Source organism: Achromobacter sp., assembly GCF_032102605.1.
Taxonomy (GTDB): Bacteria; Pseudomonadota; Gammaproteobacteria; order Burkholderiales; family Burkholderiaceae_B; genus Achromobacter.
Genome location: NZ_DAMDGT010000002.1, coordinates 310,870 through 327,227 on the forward strand (window position 1 = coordinate 310,870; position 16,358 = coordinate 327,227).

The 16,358-nt window shown below is 65.9% G+C and carries 15 protein-coding genes; 9 read left to right on the top strand and 6 right to left on the bottom strand.

Translation table 11 applies throughout. The features are described 5' to 3' along the window. The 3 genes from RT614_RS06135 to RT614_RS06145 are packed head-to-tail and all read right to left on the bottom strand — an operon-like array spanning position 1 to position 3,036. Positions 1-876 (bottom strand): ABC transporter ATP-binding protein, encoded by an 876-nt coding sequence (locus tag RT614_RS06135; protein ID WP_313621018.1) that lies wholly within the window; start codon positions 874-876, stop codon positions 1-3. Between the two features lie 4 nt (positions 877-880). Beyond that, positions 881-1,711 carry a nitrate ABC transporter permease gene (gene ntrB / locus RT614_RS06140; protein WP_313621019.1) on the bottom strand — a complete coding sequence of 277 codons (831 nt, stop codon included), beginning with the start codon at positions 1,709-1,711 and terminating at the stop codon, positions 881-883. A gap of 26 nt (positions 1,712-1,737) precedes the next feature. Beyond that, positions 1,738-3,036, bottom strand: coding sequence for a CmpA/NrtA family ABC transporter substrate-binding protein (locus tag RT614_RS06145; protein ID WP_313621021.1), 1,299 nt, complete (start codon positions 3,034-3,036; stop codon positions 1,738-1,740). 363 nt (positions 3,037-3,399) lie between these two features. On the opposite strand from RT614_RS06145, the gene RT614_RS06150 reads away from it, so the two are divergent. Together RT614_RS06150 and cysG are read left to right on the top strand one after the other, a co-directional pair. Next, the gene (locus RT614_RS06150; protein WP_313621023.1) at positions 3,400-4,023 is read left to right on the top strand and encodes an ANTAR domain-containing response regulator; all 624 of its coding nucleotides are present in this window, start codon (positions 3,400-3,402) and stop codon (positions 4,021-4,023) included. Between the two features lie 116 nt (positions 4,024-4,139). Next, positions 4,140-5,555: a siroheme synthase CysG gene (gene cysG, locus RT614_RS06155; protein WP_313621025.1), complete on the top strand. Its 1,416-nt coding sequence runs from the start codon at positions 4,140-4,142 to the stop codon at positions 5,553-5,555. 38 nt (positions 5,556-5,593) lie between these two features. Here cysG and upp read toward each other — a convergent pair whose 3' ends face one another. Further along, entirely contained in the window at positions 5,594-6,232 is a 639-nt protein-coding gene (gene upp / locus RT614_RS06160; RefSeq protein WP_054451547.1) for a uracil phosphoribosyltransferase, read from the bottom strand. Positions 6,233-6,353: 121 nt separating this feature from the next. Continuing rightward, positions 6,354-7,802, bottom strand: coding sequence for a D-alanyl-D-alanine carboxypeptidase/D-alanyl-D-alanine-endopeptidase (gene dacB / locus RT614_RS06165; RefSeq protein WP_409558429.1), 1,449 nt, complete (start codon positions 7,800-7,802; stop codon positions 6,354-6,356). 277 nt (positions 7,803-8,079) lie between these two features. On the opposite strand from dacB, the gene queA reads away from it, so the two are divergent. From queA to RT614_RS06200, 7 genes are all read left to right on the top strand, one after another. Then, complete coding sequence (gene queA / locus RT614_RS06170) at positions 8,080-9,138, top strand: tRNA preQ1(34) S-adenosylmethionine ribosyltransferase-isomerase QueA (RefSeq protein ID WP_313621026.1); 1,059 nt, start codon at positions 8,080-8,082, stop codon at positions 9,136-9,138. Continuing rightward, positions 9,135-10,271: a tRNA guanosine(34) transglycosylase Tgt gene (tgt, locus tag RT614_RS06175; RefSeq protein ID WP_313621028.1), complete on the top strand. Its 1,137-nt coding sequence runs from the start codon at positions 9,135-9,137 to the stop codon at positions 10,269-10,271. The genes queA and tgt overlap by 4 nt, the downstream gene beginning before the upstream one ends. A gap of 232 nt (positions 10,272-10,503) precedes the next feature. Further along, positions 10,504-10,845 (top strand): preprotein translocase subunit YajC, encoded by a 342-nt coding sequence (gene yajC, locus RT614_RS06180; RefSeq protein ID WP_013395762.1) that lies wholly within the window; start codon positions 10,504-10,506, stop codon positions 10,843-10,845. A gap of 111 nt (positions 10,846-10,956) precedes the next feature. Beyond that, positions 10,957-12,837, top strand: a complete 1,881-nt coding sequence (gene secD, locus RT614_RS06185) for a protein translocase subunit SecD (RefSeq protein WP_313621030.1) — start codon at positions 10,957-10,959, stop codon at positions 12,835-12,837. 53 nt (positions 12,838-12,890) lie between these two features. Beyond that, a complete protein-coding gene (secF, locus tag RT614_RS06190) occupies positions 12,891-13,826 on the top strand; it encodes a protein translocase subunit SecF (protein ID WP_313621032.1) in 936 nt (311 codons plus the stop codon). Between the two features lie 346 nt (positions 13,827-14,172). Further along, entirely contained in the window at positions 14,173-14,490 is a 318-nt protein-coding gene (locus RT614_RS06195; protein ID WP_313621033.1) for a helix-turn-helix transcriptional regulator, read from the top strand. 68 nt (positions 14,491-14,558) lie between these two features. Next, a complete protein-coding gene (locus tag RT614_RS06200; RefSeq protein ID WP_313621034.1) occupies positions 14,559-15,236 on the top strand; it encodes a VOC family protein in 678 nt (225 codons plus the stop codon). A 228-nt stretch (positions 15,237-15,464) separates the two neighbouring features. On the opposite strand, the gene RT614_RS06205 is transcribed toward RT614_RS06200, so the two are convergent. Further along, positions 15,465-16,232, bottom strand: coding sequence for a phosphatase PAP2 family protein (locus tag RT614_RS06205; RefSeq protein WP_313621035.1), 768 nt, complete (start codon positions 16,230-16,232; stop codon positions 15,465-15,467). Positions 16,233-16,358 lie beyond the last annotated feature (126 nt).

Sequence of the window (16,358 nt, forward strand, 5' to 3'; positions counted from 1 at the left end):
CTATGCCGCGGCGCGCGAGGCGCCCGCGTCCTCGAGCGAGACGGGGACGGCGACCAGGGCGGCGTTGACCTGCGCCGCGGCCTGCGAACGCTCGGGATTGCCGTGGCGGCGGTGCAGGAAGTCCACCACGCCGGCGCGGCACGCCAGGTACGTCGGGTCGTTGGCCAGCCGCACGCGGTCGCGCGGCCGGGGCAGCGGCACCGGCAGGATTTCGCCGATGGTGGCGGCGGGACCATTCGTCAGCATCACGATGCGGTCGGACAGCAGCACGGCCTCGTCCACGTCGTGCGTCACCATGATGGTGGTGGTGCGGGTCTTGGCCACGATCTTCAGCAGCTCGTCCTGCAGGTGCGCTCGGGTCAGCGCGTCCAGCGCGCCGAAGGGTTCGTCCATCAACAGCACGCCCGGCTCGATCGCCAGCGCGCGCGCGATGCCCACGCGCTGCTTCATACCGCCGGAGATCTCACGCGGCAGCTTGTTCTGCGCCGGCAACAGGCCGACCAGGTCCAGCGCGGCGCGCGTGCGCTCGTTCAACTGGGCGCGTTTTTCCGTGGCTCCGAACACGCGTTCGACCGCCAGATGCACGTTCTGGAAGCACGTCAGCCACGGCAGCAGCGAATGGTTCTGAAACACCACGGCGCGGTCCGGACCCGGGCCGGTGATCTCGCGCTCGGCGCACAGCAGGACGCCGCTGGTGGGCCGCGTCAGGCCGGCGATCAGGTTCAGCAAGGTGGATTTGCCGCAGCCGGAATGGCCGATCAGCGTGATGAACTCGCCCTGCTCGACGGTCAGGTCGATGTCGCGCAGCGCCACGAAGGCGCCCTTGCGGGTGTCAAAGGTCTGTCCCACGCGTTCGATGCGTACGAATTTCTTCATGGCGCTATTCCTCGGTATAGGTAAAACGGCGGGCCAGCGCGACCAGCAGGGTTTCCAGCAACAGCCCCACGACGCCGATCACGAAAATGGCGATGACGATGTGCTCTACCTTCAGGTTGTTCCACTCGTCCCAGAGCCAGAACCCGATACCCGTGCCGCCGGTCAGCATCTCGGCGGCCACGATCACCAGCCACGCGGTGCCGATGGACAGCCGCACGCCGGTCAGCATGTAGGGCAGCACCGCGGGCAGCAGCACCTTGGTCGTGACCTTCCATTCGGACAGGTTCAGTACGCGCGCCACGTTCAGGTAGTCCTGCGGCACGCGCGACACGCCCACGGCGGTGTTGATGATCATCGGCCAGATCGAACAGATGAAGATGGCCCAGATCGCCGCGGGATTGGCCGCCTTGAACAGCAGCAGCCCCAGCGGCAGCCAGGCCAGCGGCGACACCGGCCGCAGCAGGCTGACGATGGGCGAGAACATGGCGCGCACGGCGGCATAGCGGCCTATCGCGAAACCCACGGGGATGCCGACCAGCGCCGCCAGCCCGAAGCCCGCGGCCACGCGCTCCAATGACGCCAACAGGTTCCAGCCGATGCCCTTGTCGTTGGGGCCGTTGTCGTAGAACGGGTCGGAAAACAGTTCCACGGCCGCTCGCCACGTGACGCCGGGCGTCGGGATCTCCGGGATCCGCATCGCCACCACTTGCCAGACCAGCACGAACAGCGCGAAGCCGGCGACGGGCCCCACTGTCTTCCTGAGCGCGGATTCCAGGCGTTCCCGCCACAAGGCGGCGAGTTCGTCGCCGCGGCGCGTAATCGTTACGGTAGACATCGCGAGTCCCCTTTTCGTGTGGCCGTTCAGGCCTTGACCTTGAAACCGTCGGCGTAAGCCGCGGGATTGCTGCCGTCCCAGACCACGCCGTCGATCAGCTTGGACGTGCGCGTGTCGCTCGCGGGCAGCGCAACGCCCGCGGCCTGCGCGGCCTGCTTGTAGAGATCGATACGGTTGATCTGCGTGGCGATCGCCAGATAGTCGGGATGTTCCTTCAGCAGGCCCCAGCGCTTGTGTTGGGTCAGGAACCACATGCCGTCGCTCAGGTACGGGAAATTGGCGGCGCCGTCCCCGTAGAAACGCATGGCGTGCTCGTCGGTCCACTTCTTGCCCAGGCCATCGTCGTACTGGCCCAGCATGCGGTCCACGATGCCGCTTGCGTCCGTGTTGACGTAGGACTTGGCGGCGATGGTCTCGGCCGTCTTGCGGCGGTTCTCGGGCGACGCGTCGATCCACTTGCCGGCCTCGAGAATCGCCGCGGTGACGGCGCGCGCGGTGTTCGGATTGCGGGTCACGAAATCGGCGCTGGTGCCCAGGACCTTCTCCGGATGGTCCGTCCAGATTCCCTGGGACGTCACCGTCGTGAAGCCGATCTTGTCCATGATGGCGCGCGCGCCCCAGGGCTCGCCCACGCAGTAGCCATCCATGTTGCCCACGCGCATATTGGCCACCATCTGCGGCGGCGGCACGGTGATCACCTTGGCGTCCTTCATCGGATTGATGCCATGGGCCGCCAGCCAGTAGTACAGCCACATCGCATGCGTGCCGGTGGGAAAGGTCTGGGCAAAGGTGTATTCGCGCTTGTCCGACGCCATCAGCCTGGCCAGCGATTCGCCGTCTCGCGCGCCGGCTTCCAGCAGCTTGTTCGAAAGCGTGATCGCCTGGCCGTTCTGGTTCAGGCTCATCAGCACGGCCATGTCCTTCTTCGGCCCGCCGATGCCCATGTGCACGCCGTAGACCAGGCCGTACAACACGTGCGCCATATCCAGTTCGCCGTTCATCATCTTGTCGCGCACGGCCGCCCAGGACGCTTCCTTGGAGGGCGTGATCTTCACGCCATATTTCTTGTCGATACCCAGCACCGACGCCATCACGACGGAGGCGCAGTCGGTCAACGGAATGAAGCCGATCTTCACCTCGGTCTTTTCCGGCGCATCGGTGCCGGCGGCCCAGGCGCCGGCGCGCACCAGCGGGTCGACCAAAGAGAGCAGGCCCGCGCCTGCGACCGCGCGCGCCGTTCCGCTGAGCCATTTGCGGCGGCCTGCGTTGGCGGTCGTTTCGGCGCGCGCGGCGTCGGTCGAGGGGCTGCGGGTCATAGGCGTCATGCATGGCTCCTGGAGAAAACGGCAAAAAAAAAACGTTCCGCACGCCTCGGAATCGCATCCGATGGCGCTGCGGAACGTCGTTGTCCCTAGCCGCGAATCGCGGCGCATTGCGTCAGGCGACCGCCGTTGGCCGCCCCGCTTTCACTCAAGCAAACGCTGTGCCAGGTTTTGGCCGACCTTCTTCAACCGGGCCGCAACCCGCATCACCGCTGGCTTTGCCGTCCGGGGCGACGCCGCGGTCCGGAGACCGCTCAATCAGGGCCGGAGCCAACTTGGTGCGCGACGCGATGCCGCAGTGCACCATCCCCGTGCGGCGCCCGCCCCGCGACCGTGCGCGCGCAGCTCCCGCCACAGGCGAACGCGATGGCATGGAACTTGCGTGAACAGAAACACCAGGGGGGTCTCATGCTGAAGGTCATGCTGCTGAACGATGGCGAAGGACGCGCGGCGTCGCTACGGCAAACGCTTGCCGCGGCGGGCGTGCACGTCGTCGCCGAAGTGGCGCCCGGCGCGGACCTGGCCGCCAGCATCGCCCAGTCCGCCGCCGACGTGGTGCTGATCGACAGCGACGCCCCCGGCCGCGACACGCTCGAGAACGTCTGTGTCGCCAGCGAGCACAGCGACCGCCCGGTCGTGATGTTCACCGACAACGGCAACCGCGAAACCATCCGCACCGCCCTGCGCGCCGGCGTCGCGGCTTATGTAGTGGGCGACGTGCCCGCCGCCCGCATCGAGCCGCTGCTGACCGTGGCAATCGAGCGCTTCGCCATGGAGAAATCGCGCCGCGAAGAGCTGCGCGAGGCCCAACTCCGGCTGGCGGACCGGCAGTGGGTGGAAAAGGCCAAGGGTATCCTCATGAAGACGCGCTCGATTCCAGAGGACGAAGCGCATCGGCTACTGCGCGAACGCGCCATGCAAAGCCAGAAGCGGCTGGGAGAAGTCGCCCGCGAGGTCGTCGAAATGAGCCAATGGCTGGGCAGCGCTTAAACAGACGGCCAAATAAGTTATGGCTATATGGAATAAAGAAATCGAAAGTTGTGGGGATGAGAGCCCGTCCCTATGATCGACCCACATCAAGCCGGGTACGCCCGAGGCTGGCATTCATGAAGCTTTTCCCGATTTTTGCCGATCTGAAAGACCGGCTGGTACTGGTGGTGGGCGGCGGCGCCGTCGCCGAGCGCAAGACCCTTGCCCTGCTGGAGGCCTGTGCCGACGTTGTCGTCGGCGCCCCCGAATTGACGCCCGCCCTCGTCTCGCTGGCTGCCGAGGGCCGTATCCGTCACCTGCCCGGACTGTTCGATCCCGCATGGATGCAGGACGTGTGGCTGGTCGTGGCCGCCACCGACGACCGCGCCGTCAATGCCGCGGTGTCCGAAGCCGCCGAAGCCCGCCGCATTTTCAGCAACGTGGTGGACGACCCTGAACTGTCGTCGTTCCAGGTGCCGTCCATCGTCGACCGCTCCCCCGTCATCGTCGCCATTTCCTCGTCGGGCGTGGCGCCCGTGCTGGCCCGCCGCATCCGCGAACGCATCGAGTCGCTGTTCGACCACACGCTGGGCCAACTGGCGGGCCTGGCAGCCACGTACCGCAAGCGCATCCGCTCCAGCCATCCTGACCTGGGAGCTCGCCGCCGCTTCTACGACTGGCTGCTGGACGGCCCGGTGGCCGGTTTTCTGCGCCAGCAGCAGCCCGAGCAGGCCGAGGCCGCGCTTTCCGATGCCCTGGCCGCGCCGATCGCCCCCGGGGCGGGCAGCGTCGTGCTGGTGGGCGCCGGCCCCGGAGACCCCGGCCTCCTGACGCTCAAGGCCCTGCGCGCCCTCAATGAAGCCGACGTGATCCTGTATGACCGCCTGGTCAGCGACCAGGTTATGTCCCTGGCCCGCCGCGACGCCGAACGGGTGTCGGTGGGCAAGCTGCCCGGCGAAAACCACCACGCCACCCAGGCGCGCATCCATGCGCTGCTGGTCGAACACGCGCAGGCAGGACGCCGCGTCGTGCGGCTGAAAGGTGGCGACGCCTTCATCTTCGGGCGCGGCGGCGAGGAACTGGAATATCTGCGCGCCCACGGCGTGCGCTATGAAGTGGTGCCCGGCATCACGGCGGCGCTGGCCTGTGCGGCCTATGCCGGCATTCCGCTGACGCACCGGGAACACGCGCAGTCGGTGCGCCTGATCACCGCACACTGCCGCGAAGATGAAGACAATCTGGACTGGCCCGCGCTTGCCCGCGAAAAACAGACGTTGGCGTTCTACATGGGGGTCGGGCAGCTGGATTTGCTGACCCAGCGCCTGCTGCGCCACGGCCGTTCACCGCAGACGCCTTTCGCGCTGATCGAAAACGGCAGCCGCCCGGAGCAGCGCGTGCTGTCGGGCGAGCTTGCGCGGCTGCCCGAACTGGCCGAGGAACACGCCATCCGGTCCCCCGCCCTGCTGATCGTGGGCGAGGTCGCCGGACTGGCGCCCCAATTGCACTGGTTCGGCCAGCACCTGGACGGGCAGCGCCAGCCCTTGCCCGCGTAGCCGGTCGATGATGGGCCGACGCCGGGGCCGTTGAGACGTTACTCGGTCTTCTGGGTGGTGCCGAAAATGCGATCGCCGGCGTCACCCAGGCCCGGCATGATGTAGCCGTGCTCGTTCAGGCCATCGTCGATCGACGCGGTATAGATATGCACGTCCGGGTGCTTGGCCAGGACGGTATCGATGCCCACCGGAGCCGCCACCAGCACCAGGGCGCGGATTTCCTTGCAGCCCGCGCGCTTGAGCAGGTCGATGGCCGCCACCATCGATCCACCGGTCGCAAGCATGGGATCGACGATCAGCGCCAGGCGCTGGTCCAGTTCGCCCACCAGGCGCTCCAGGTACGTATGCGCTTCCAGGGTCTCTTCGTTGCGCGCCACGCCCACGACGCTGACTTTCGCGCCGGGAATCAGGCTGAGCACACCGTCCAGCATGCCGATGCCGGCGCGCAGGATGGGCACCACGGTGACTTTCTTGCCGGCGATCTTCTCGACCTGCACCGACCCGCACCAGCCTTCGACGGTGGCGGGCGCCAAAGGCAGGTCCTTGGACGCTTCATACGTCAGCAGCGCGCCCACTTCCTGCGACAGTTCACGGAAGCTCTTGGTACTGAGGTCGGCGCGCCGCATGATCCCGAGCTTGTGGCGGATCAGCGGATGGCGGATTTCGTGCACGGGCATGTGCGTAACACTCCAGAATTATTTGTTGGTCAGAGGTTTTGGCCTCGGGCAGAACCGGACCGGCACGGCGCACCCGCGCCGCCCGGTATCGAGCCACACCCAAGGATCGTAATCGGTTTACCTATTGTTCGGCGAGCCAGGAGATCAAGGCGTCGTCGAATGCGCGGACCGCGCCGGCCTGTTCGTGGTTGACGATGCTGACGACCACATAGCGCTTGCCGCTGGCGCCCAGCACGTAGCCGGCGATCGAGCGCACGTCGCGCAACGAGCCGGTCTTCAGGTGGGCCATGCCGAGCGTGCCGTTGCCTTTCAAGCGGCGGCGCACGGTGCCGTCCACGCCGGCGATGGCGAAGGACGAAATGTATTCCGGCATGACCGGCGAATTCCACGCGACGGTCAGCATGGAGGCGAGGCTGTCCGCCGATACCCGGGCGTCTCGCGACAAACCGGCGCCGTTGTCGATGACCAGTTCGGGCATGTCCAGTCCCTGCTTGGCCAGCAGGTCCTTGGCCACGGCCTCGCTGCTGCCGACCGTAGCCGGCCGCCGGCCCCGTTCCGCGCCCAACGTCAGCAGCAGGGTGCGCGCCATGACGTTGTTGCTGCGCTTGTTGATCTGGCGGATCGCTTCGGCCAGCGTCGGTGAATCGTGCGAGGCCAGCACCACCGCGTCCGCCGGCACCATGCCGGCGCGGACCTGCCCCTTGAACGTGCCGCCCAGTTCCTTCCACAGCATGCGGAAGACTTCGGTGGCGTAGTCGGGCTGCGAAAGCGCCAGGCGGTACAGGCTGAATTCGCCGCAGGAGCCGGCCACCTTGCCGTTGACCCGGATCGTGACGCCCTGCTGCGTGATCAGCGGGTCCGTCGTGACCACCGGAGGGCCCGGGCAGCGGACGTCGCTCCATTCCACGTGGCCTTCGATCTTCAGGCCGGGCAGCGGCGGATCGATCAGCGGCACCCATTTGTTGGCAACGGGATCCGGCGTAAACAACAGGCGCAGGGCGCCAAAGCCCACCATCAGCGCGTCGGGGCTGGCGTTGTAGGCGCGATCGGGCGCGCCGTCGAAGGCGCCCGGGTCGGTCGCCACCTGGCCGAAAATGCTGCGGTCGATCACCAGGTCGTTGATCTGCTTGACGCCGCGCAGCCGCAATTCCCGCAGCAGCGTCCACAAATCCTGCAGCAAAAACTGCGGGTCGCCGCCGGCGCGCAGGTAAAGCGGACCGGTCAGCACGCCCTTGGCGTCCGGCCGGGCGCCGGGCGCCGTCATGAATTCCGTGCGCCAGACGTAGTTGGGACCCAGCTCGGACAGCGCCGCCCAGGTCGTGACCAGCTTCATCACCGACGCGGGATTGCGGGCTTCCTTCGCATTGAGCGCCACGAGGCGCGGGCCGCCGACTTCCTGGACCACCAGGGACAAGGAACTGTCGGGCAGCTTGCTGGCTTTCCAGGCCTTGACGACGTCGGGCGGCAACCCGGGCACCTGCGCAAAGGCGGCGCCAGCGGCCAGTGCCAGCAGTCCGCCGGCCAGCCATTGTTTCAGTCCGCCCACACGCCTCATCGCTTGTCCCGTCATGCCACGTCCTACCCGGTTGCTTGTCCCGCAAAACCGAGAGCATACAAAACCTGGAACGGTTGCGGGCGGCGCCAAGCAGGCTGGACGGCTTTTGCTTCGCCCGACGGAGCTCAGCGTTCCATCTGCGTGCCGGGCGCAAGCGAAACCGATACGCAGCGATGCCGGCTCGATCCGCCCCTATTAACTGTCCCCTTTACAATAGCCGGTTGCCCCGAGCCCGGCCGTACGGCCTGGCTTGCCTTTTGCAGGGCCCGATTTCTCTGATACCGATATCCGCGTGACCCAGTCCCTCACCGTTTCCGACTTCGATTACGACCTGCCGCCCGAGCTGATTGCGCAGACGCCCGCCGCCCAGCGCACAGGCAGCCGCCTGCTGCACCTGGACGCGGCCAGCCAGCTGCACGACCGGCTGTTCGCGGACCTGACCGCGCTGTTGCGTCCGAACGACCTGCTGGTGTTCAACGACACCCGCGTCATCAAGGCGCGCCTGGCCGGCCACAAGATCACCGGCGGCAAGATCGAAGTGCTGGTCGAGCGCATCACCGAACCCGACCGCGTTCTGGCCCATGTCCGCGCCAGCAAGTCTCCCGGCGCCGGCATGGTGCTGCGCCTGGCCGACGCCTTCGACGCCACGGTCCTGGGTCGCGAGGGCGAACTCTTCGACATCCGGTTTCCGGGACCCGTGCTGGATCTGCTGGACGCGCACGGCGCGACCCCGCTGCCGCCCTACATCACCCACGCCGCCGACGCCGGCGACGACGAGCGCTACCAGACGGTCTATGCGCGCGAACCCGGCGCCGTGGCGGCCCCCACCGCCGGCCTGCATTTCGACCAGCCCACGCTGGACCGGCTGGCCGACCTGGGCGTTTCGCGCGCCTTCGTCACCCTGCACGTGGGCGCGGGCACCTTCCAGCCCGTGCGCGTCGACAACCTGGCCGACCACATCATGCATTCGGAGTGGTTCACGGTGCCCCAGGCCACCGTGGATGCCATCGAGGCCGCCCGCGCCAAGGGCGGCCGCGTCATCGCCGTCGGCACCACCAGCGTGCGCGCGCTGGAATCCGCCGCCGCGCAGACTGAAGGGCGCACCGCCCCCGGCCTCCCGCTGGCCGCCGCCCAGGGCGATACGCGCCTTTTCATCACCCCCGGTTACCAGTACCGTGTCGTGGACGCCCTGGTCACCAACTTCCACCTTCCCCAGTCGACCCTGCTGATGCTGGTGTCGGCGCTGGCAGGCGTCGAGCCCATCCGCCGCGCCTACGCCCACGCCGTCGCCCAGCGCTACCGCTTCTTCAGCTACGGCGACGCCATGTTCATCGAAACCCCCGCCCAATGACCGGACTGAACTTCGAACTGCTTGCCACCGACGGCGGCGCCCGCCGCGGCCGCATCACGCTGAACCATGGCGTGGTCGAGACCCCTATCTTCATGCCGGTAGGCACCTACGGCAGCGTCAAGGCGATGATGCCGCACGAGCTCAAGGAAATCGGCTCGCAGATCGTGCTGGGCAACACTTTCCACCTGTGGCTGCGCCCGGGCACGGAAATCATGGAAAAGCACGGCGGGCTGCATGGCTTCATGCAATGGGACAAACCCATCCTGACCGACTCCGGCGGCTTCCAGGTGTTCAGCCTGCAGGGCATGCGCAAGATCACGGAAGAAGGCGTGAAGTTCGCCTCCCCGATCGACGGCGCGCGCCTGTTCCTCACGCCCGAAGAATCCATGCGCATCCAGCGCTCGCTCAATTCCGACATCGTCATGGTGTTCGACGAGTGCACGCCCTATGAAATCGACGGCCGGCCCGCCACCGTCGAGGAAGCCGCGCGCTCGATGCGGATGTCGTTGCGCTGGGCGCGCCGCTCGCGCGACGAATTCGACCGCCTGGGCAACCCCAACGCGCTCTTCGGCATCGTCCAGGGCGGCATGTACGAGTCGCTGCGCGACGAATCCCTGGCGGGACTGCAGGACATCGGCTTTCACGGCTACGCGATCGGCGGCCTGTCGGTCGGCGAGCCCAAGGAAGACATGATGCGCATCCTGGCGCACGTGACGCCCAAGCTGCCCGCCCAGGCCCCGCGCTATCTGATGGGCGTGGGCACGCCGGAAGACCTGGTCGAAGGCGTAAGCCGCGGCGTGGACATGTTCGATTGCGTCATGCCCACCCGCAACGCCCGCAACGGCTGGCTCTTCACCCGCTTTGGCGACGTCAAGATCCGCAACGCCAAATACCGCGACGACACCCGTCCGCTGGACCCCAGTTGCGGCTGCCATACCTGCGGCAATTTCTCGCGCGCCTACCTGCACCACCTGCAGCGCGCCAACGAAATCACGGGCGCGCGGCTGAATACGCTGCACAACCTGCACTTTTATCTGACTATCATGAAGGAAATGCGCGAGGCCATCGGCGAAGGCCGTTTCGACGCCTGGCGTGCCCAATTTGCCGCGGACCGCGCACGCGGGGTGGAGTAGCCGGCGGAAAATTGACCGCCAAGGGGCTTTTCCTGGCGGGTTTCGCCCCCATTTGACGGGGCAGGCAGCAACCGTGCCAGGGCACCCCCCGGCGCCCGGGATGACGCCCTAGTTAAAGGCTGGCTATAACCTATATACAATAGTCGGCTTGCCCTATCCATGGCTCGCGCGGGGATGGGTGCATCAAAAACATAGCGATAAACCCAAACAGACTCAAACGCAGGAGAATTCAATGTCCGTTATCGATACCGCCAGCCTCGTCGTGGCCCAGGCCGCCCCCGAAGGCAATGCGCTGATGGGCATGCTGCCCATCATCCTGATGTTCGTGATCCTCTATTTCCTGATGATCCGTCCGCAGATGAAGCGCCAGAAGGAACACCGCAACCTGATCGCGGCCCTGGCCAAGGGCGACGAAGTCGTCACCGCCGGCGGCATGCTCGGCAAGGTCACCAAGGTCAACGATAGCTACGTCACCGTCGAAGTCTCCGAACTGGCCGACAAGCCCGTCGAAGTCATCATGCAGAAGTCGTCGGTGTCGACCGTCCTGCCCAAGGGAACCATCAAGGCCCTGTAAGCGTCCCAAAAGAGCCCCAATGGGGCTCTTGTCCTTGAAGGCGCCTACCGCCGCCCGCCGCGTCCAACCGCCGGGCGGCCCTTTCATCTCTTTCACATGAAGTAGCCGGCAATGAACCGCTATCCCCTCTGGAAGTACATTACGGTCCTGGTCGCGGTCCTCATTGGCCTGCTGTACACGCTTCCCAATTTCTACGGCGAGTCCCCCGCCGTCCAGGTGTCCAGCGCCAAGGCCACGATCAAGGTCGATCCCTCCGTGCTGGCCCGTGTGGAACAGATCCTGGCTGACGCCAAGATCCCCAACGACGGGGCCTATTTCGAATTGAACGGCACGCTCGGCACCGTGCGCGCCCGCTTCCCGTCCACGGACGTGCAGCTCCAGGCCCGCGACCTGATCGAAAGATCGCTCAACACCGTCCCTGGCGATCCGCACTACACCGTTGCCCTGAACCTGCTGCCCGCCTCGCCGCCCTGGATGCGCGCGCTGGGCTGGTTCGCGCCCAAGCCCATGTACCTGGGCCTGGACCTGCGCGGCGGCGTGCACTTCCTGCTGCAGGTCGACATGCAAGGCGCGCTGACCGCTCGCTATGACTCCCTGGCCGCTGACGTGCGCTCGGTGCTGCGCGACCAGAAGATCAACGTGGCCGGCGTCGAACGCTCGGGCATGGGCATCGCGGCCACTTTCGCCAATAACGACGACCGCGACCGCGCCGTCTCGACCCTGCGTTCGCGCCTTCCCGACCTGGAATTCACCGAACGCGAAGAAAACGGCAAGCAAGTGCTGATCGGCGCCCTGAATCCGGCCGCCGTCACCCGCGTGCAGGACTCCGCGCTCAAGCAGAACATCAACACGCTGCACAACCGGATCAACGAACTCGGCGTGGCCGAACCGGTCATCCAGCAGCAGGGTTCGGACCGCATCGTGGTGCAGTTGCCCGGCGTGCAGGACGTGGCCAAGGCCAAGGAACTGCTGGGCCGCACCGCCACGCTCGAAATCCGCATGGTCGACGACTCGCCCACCGCGCAGGCCGCGCTGCTGGGCGGCAGTGTCCCGTTCGGCCTTGAACGCTACAACGACCGCGACGGCCGTCCCATCCTGGTCCGCCGCCAAGTCATCCTGACCGGCGAAAACCTGCAGGACGCCCAGCCCGGCCGCGACTCGCAAACCCAACAGGCGGCAGTCCACCTGACGCTGGATTCCAAGGGTGCGCGCATTTTCCGCGACGTCACGCGCGACAACATCAACAAGCGCATGGCCATCCTGCTGTTCGAAAACGGCAAGGGTGAAGTAGTCACGGCGCCCGTCATCCGCGGCGAAATCGGCGGCGGCCAGGTGCAGATCTCGGGCAGCATGACGTCCGAGGAAGCCGCCGACACCGCCCTGCTGCTGCGCGCCGGCGCGCTGGCGGCCCCGATGTCCATCATCGAGGAACGCACCATCGGCCCGAGCCTGGGTGCGGACAACATCTCGAAGGGCTTCTACTCGACGCTGTACGGCTTCCTGGCCATCGCCGCGTTCATCATCATCTACTACCACCTGTTCGGCGTGTTCTCCACGATCGGCCTGACGTTCAACGTCCTGCTGCTCCTGGCGCTGCTGTCCATGCTGCAGGCCACTCTGACCCTTCCGGGTATCGCGGCTATCGCACTGACACTGGGCATGGCCATCGACTCGAACGTGCTGATCAACGAGCGCATACGGGAAGAACTACGCGCAGGCGCCTCGCCGCAACAGGCCATCCATCAAGGTTTCGAACGCGCGTGGGGCACCATTCTTGACTCGAACCTCACCACGCTGATCGTGGGCCTGGCGCTGCTGGCCTTCGGTTCGGGCCCGATCCGGGGCTTCGCGGTGGTTCACTGCCTGGGCATCCTGACCTCGATGTTCTCATCGGTCGTGGGCGTGCGCGCGCTGGCCAACCTGTACTACGGCCGCAAGAAGAAGCTCACCTCGATCTCCATCGGCGAAGTCTGGAAGCCGAAGGCAAACTGAAATAAAGCGGGCGGCGCATGCCGCCCGCCACAGAAAAGAACCGAAGGCGAAAAATGGAATTTTTCCGGATTCACCGCACCATCCCGTTCATGCGCCATGCCCTGGTGCTGAACATCATCAGTCTCGTCACCTTCGTCCTGGCGGTGTTCTTCATCGTCACGCGCGGCTTCCACCTGTCGATCGAATTCACGGGCGGCACGGTCATGGAAGTCAACTACGCCCAGACGGCGCAGCTTGAAAACGTGCGCGGCGTGGTGTCCAAGCTGGGCTACTCCGACTTCCAGGTCCAGAATTTCGGCACCTCGCATGACGTCATGATCCGCCTGCCCCTGCAGGAAGGCCAGACGTCCGCCACCCAGAGCGAAACCGTGATGGCCGCGCTCAAGGCCGCCGATTCCGGCGTCGAACTGCGCCGCGTCGAATTCGTGGGTCCGCAGGTCGGCCAGGAACTGTTGCACAACGGCCTGATGGCCCTGCTCGTCGTCGTCATCGGCATCATGGTCTACCTGGGCTTCCGCTTTGAATGGAAGTTCGCCGTGGCCGGCGTGATCGCCAACCTGCACGACGTGGTCATCATCCTGGGCTTCTTCGCATTCTTCCAGTGGGAATTCTCGCTGTCGGTGCTGGCCGGCGTGCTGGCCGTGCTGGGTTACTCCGTGAACGAATCCGTGGTCATCATGGACCGGATCCGCGAGAACTTCCGCAAGTACCGCAAGGCTGACGTCCACGAAGTCATCAACAGCGCCATCACGCAAACCATTTCCCGGACCATCATCACCCACGGTTCGACGCAGATGATGGTGCTGGCCATGCTGTTCTTCGGCGGCCCCACCCTCCACTACTTCGCCATGGCGCTGACCATCGGCATCTGGTTCGGCATCTATTCGTCGGTGTTCGTCGCCGCCGCGCTGGCCATGTGGATGGGCGTCAAGCGCGAAGACCTGATCAAGCCGGTCAAGAAGGAAGGCGAGGAAGGCGAAGTCGCCTGATCCTTCCCCCGCCCCAAAAGCAAAACCCGTCGCTCACGCGACGGGTTTTTTCTTTTGGGCGCTGCGGCCGGCACGAATAGTCGTCCGCGCCTGCTCCGGATAGTTTGTCCGATTCTCCGCTGCGGCGGTTGATTAATATATCCGAACAGGTATATTGATGAGGCCAGACAATCCAAAGGTGCTCTTCTGGGAAGGCTCATCCGAGAAGGACTTCAAGGCATTCCCCCTGCCCGTGCAAAAGCGCATGGGCATGTCGTTATATATCGTCGCCGCAGCCAGACGTCGACCTGATAACAAGCCGGCTGAAACGGGTAATTGCCCGCCTCGCCCATGACAGGAGCAAAGAATGACGCGCACCGCCCAGGCAGGCACGCACAACGTCCTTGAGGACCTCGGCTTCGAAGACGCTGCCGAACTGACGGCAAAAGCGCAGCTTGCCATCAAATTCAACGACCTGATCGACCAGCGCGGCCTGAGCCAGCATGACGTCGCCTCGTTGACAGGCATGACGCAGCCCAAGGTCTCCCAGATACGTCGCTACAAGCTATTGAACATTTCATTGGAAAGACTCATGCAGGCGCTGGTCTCTCTGGACCAGCACGTGGAAATCCGGGTGCGCAAGGCACGTCGCTCCGACACCGCAGGAATCTCGGTGGCTGCCTGAGCCTGATTGCCGAACCCTGTTTTGCCGCACCGGCACAAGCGCGCCCGCATTCGTTACCATGTCCCCCCATGAAACTCACCATCGACCATCTCGTCATCGCCGCGGCGGATCTTGCCAGCGGGACCGACTATGTCGCCGGCATCCTGGGCATTGCGCCGCAAGCTGGCGGCGCGCATCCGCGCATGGGCACCCACAATCGGGTGCTGGGCATGGCGGGCGGCGTCTACCTGGAAGTGATCGCCATCGATCCGGACGCGCCGGCGCCCGCCCGTCCCCGGTGGTTCGGCCTGGATCAGGGCAACGTGCGCGCCCGGCTTGAACAAGGGCCGTTCCTGGCCCATTGGGCGGCCCGGGTCGAGGCGCCGCTCGATCTCACGCACATGCAGGCCGAACACCCCGACCGCCTCCCGCCCGTCGTGCCCATGACGCGGGGCGACCTGCGCTGGCGGCTGACCGTGCCCGGCGACGGCAGCCTGCCCGCCTGGCGAGAAGCCGGCCACGAGGCCGGCGAGGGCCTGCTGCCCACGCTGATCCAATGGGACGTCGACAACTATCCGGGCGTCAGCCTGCCGCGCCAGCCGCTGTCCCTGATCCGGCTGACCGGCAGCCATCCCCGGGCCGCCCTGCTGCGGCAGGGATTGGCATGGATGGGCGCCAATACCCTGATCGACGTCGAACAGGCCGACGGCCCGGCTCGACTCGCCGCGCAGATCGAAACGCCCTCGGGACTCAAGGTGCTGGCTTGACGCCTTTCTGTCCCGGCGGCTGGCGAAAGGCATGCGCCGGCCAGCAAGGCCAGACAGACCGTTTCACGTTCGTCGGTGTGGACCGAGCCGCCTCGCCCGCTGGGCGCTGAAAGGCCAGACACAGCCTTTCATGTCCGTCGGTCTTGCCTGAGCGCCTTCGCCCCGATCGATGCTCAAAAAAAAAACCGCGGACCATCCGCGGTTTTTTTTGCCCGGCTTGCAAGAAGCTCAGGCCTTTTTCCACCAGCGCCATGGGGCGCGCAGCGGCCATTGATATTTGCTGCACAGCACGCGCGGGGCCAGGACGTGGCCGACCAGCACCGCGATGCCAGCGGCCGTCATCACGTCCGACAGGTAGTGGTCCAGGTTCACCAGGCGGCTGATCGCCACCAGGGACGCCAGCAGCAGGAAGACCCAGCGCCAGCGGGGCGCCAGGATGCCCAGCACCACGGCCACGGAAAACGCCGCATAGGTGTGGCTGGACGGAAAGGAATTGAACTGCTGGACGCGCGAAAAGGTCTCGGCCACGCCGTAGATGCCCTGCTCGAAGTACAGATCGGGGCGCGCCCGCGCCACCGTGCGCTTGAGCACCAGCACGACCAGCCCGCCAACCGCCATGGTGGACAGCATCAGAAGACTGCCCCGCGCCATGGCGGCGTAGCTGACCCGCAGCGGATTGCGCCAGCCGCGCGCCAGACCCACCAGGCCGACGACGTAGAACGCCAGCGCCATGACGATGTAGTGGCCGCTTTCGCCCAGCTCGCCCACCCATTCGAAAGACTGGTCGACGCCTTCCGACACCGATTTCTGCATCCAGATCGCCACGGGCAGGTCGACCCAGAGCGCGCAGGCGGCGGCCGCCAAGGCCAATGCGACGCCCAGAAGCGCCCATACTGACGCGGGATACGGATTGCGGTATTCGTCCTGGACAGCGGCGCCGATCCCGCCATCAAGCGAGGGAGCGGCTACCGGAGGCGTGAGGCGATTGAAATTCATCGGTGCCGCTCGGAAAAAAAGGGACATTGCCGGGTCTGCGGAGCAGACGGTGCGCTATCGTAACGGCCATCGCGCGCACGGCCAAGAAACAATTTCCTGGCAAGGGTTAAAATTCGCTCTTTCCCA

Excerpts from the sequence above, each read along its gene's own strand:
- RT614_RS06135 (WP_313621018.1), bottom strand. The coding sequence starts at position 876 with ATGAAGAAATTCGTACGCATCGAACGCGTGGGACAGACCTTTGACACC.
- ntrB (WP_313621019.1), bottom strand. The coding sequence starts at position 1,711 with ATGTCTACCGTAACGATTACGCGCCGCGGCGACGAACTCGCCGCCTTG.
- RT614_RS06145 (WP_313621021.1), bottom strand. The coding sequence starts at position 3,036 with ATGACGCCTATGACCCGCAGCCCCTCGACCGACGCCGCGCGCGCCGAA.
- RT614_RS06150 (WP_313621023.1), top strand. The coding sequence starts at position 3,400 with ATGGCATGGAACTTGCGTGAACAGAAACACCAGGGGGGTCTCATGCTG.
- cysG (WP_313621025.1), top strand. The coding sequence starts at position 4,140 with ATGAAGCTTTTCCCGATTTTTGCCGATCTGAAAGACCGGCTGGTACTG.
- upp (WP_054451547.1), bottom strand. The coding sequence starts at position 6,232 with ATGCCCGTGCACGAAATCCGCCATCCGCTGATCCGCCACAAGCTCGGG.
- dacB (WP_409558429.1), bottom strand. The coding sequence starts at position 7,802 with ATGACGGGACAAGCGATGAGGCGTGTGGGCGGACTGAAACAATGGCTG.
- tgt (WP_313621028.1), top strand. The coding sequence starts at position 9,135 with ATGACCGGACTGAACTTCGAACTGCTTGCCACCGACGGCGGCGCCCGC.
- yajC (WP_013395762.1), top strand. The coding sequence starts at position 10,504 with ATGTCCGTTATCGATACCGCCAGCCTCGTCGTGGCCCAGGCCGCCCCC.
- secD (WP_313621030.1), top strand. The coding sequence starts at position 10,957 with ATGAACCGCTATCCCCTCTGGAAGTACATTACGGTCCTGGTCGCGGTC.
- secF (WP_313621032.1), top strand. The coding sequence starts at position 12,891 with ATGGAATTTTTCCGGATTCACCGCACCATCCCGTTCATGCGCCATGCC.
- RT614_RS06195 (WP_313621033.1), top strand. The coding sequence starts at position 14,173 with ATGACGCGCACCGCCCAGGCAGGCACGCACAACGTCCTTGAGGACCTC.
- RT614_RS06200 (WP_313621034.1), top strand. The coding sequence starts at position 14,559 with ATGAAACTCACCATCGACCATCTCGTCATCGCCGCGGCGGATCTTGCC.
- RT614_RS06205 (WP_313621035.1), bottom strand. The coding sequence starts at position 16,232 with ATGAATTTCAATCGCCTCACGCCTCCGGTAGCCGCTCCCTCGCTTGAT.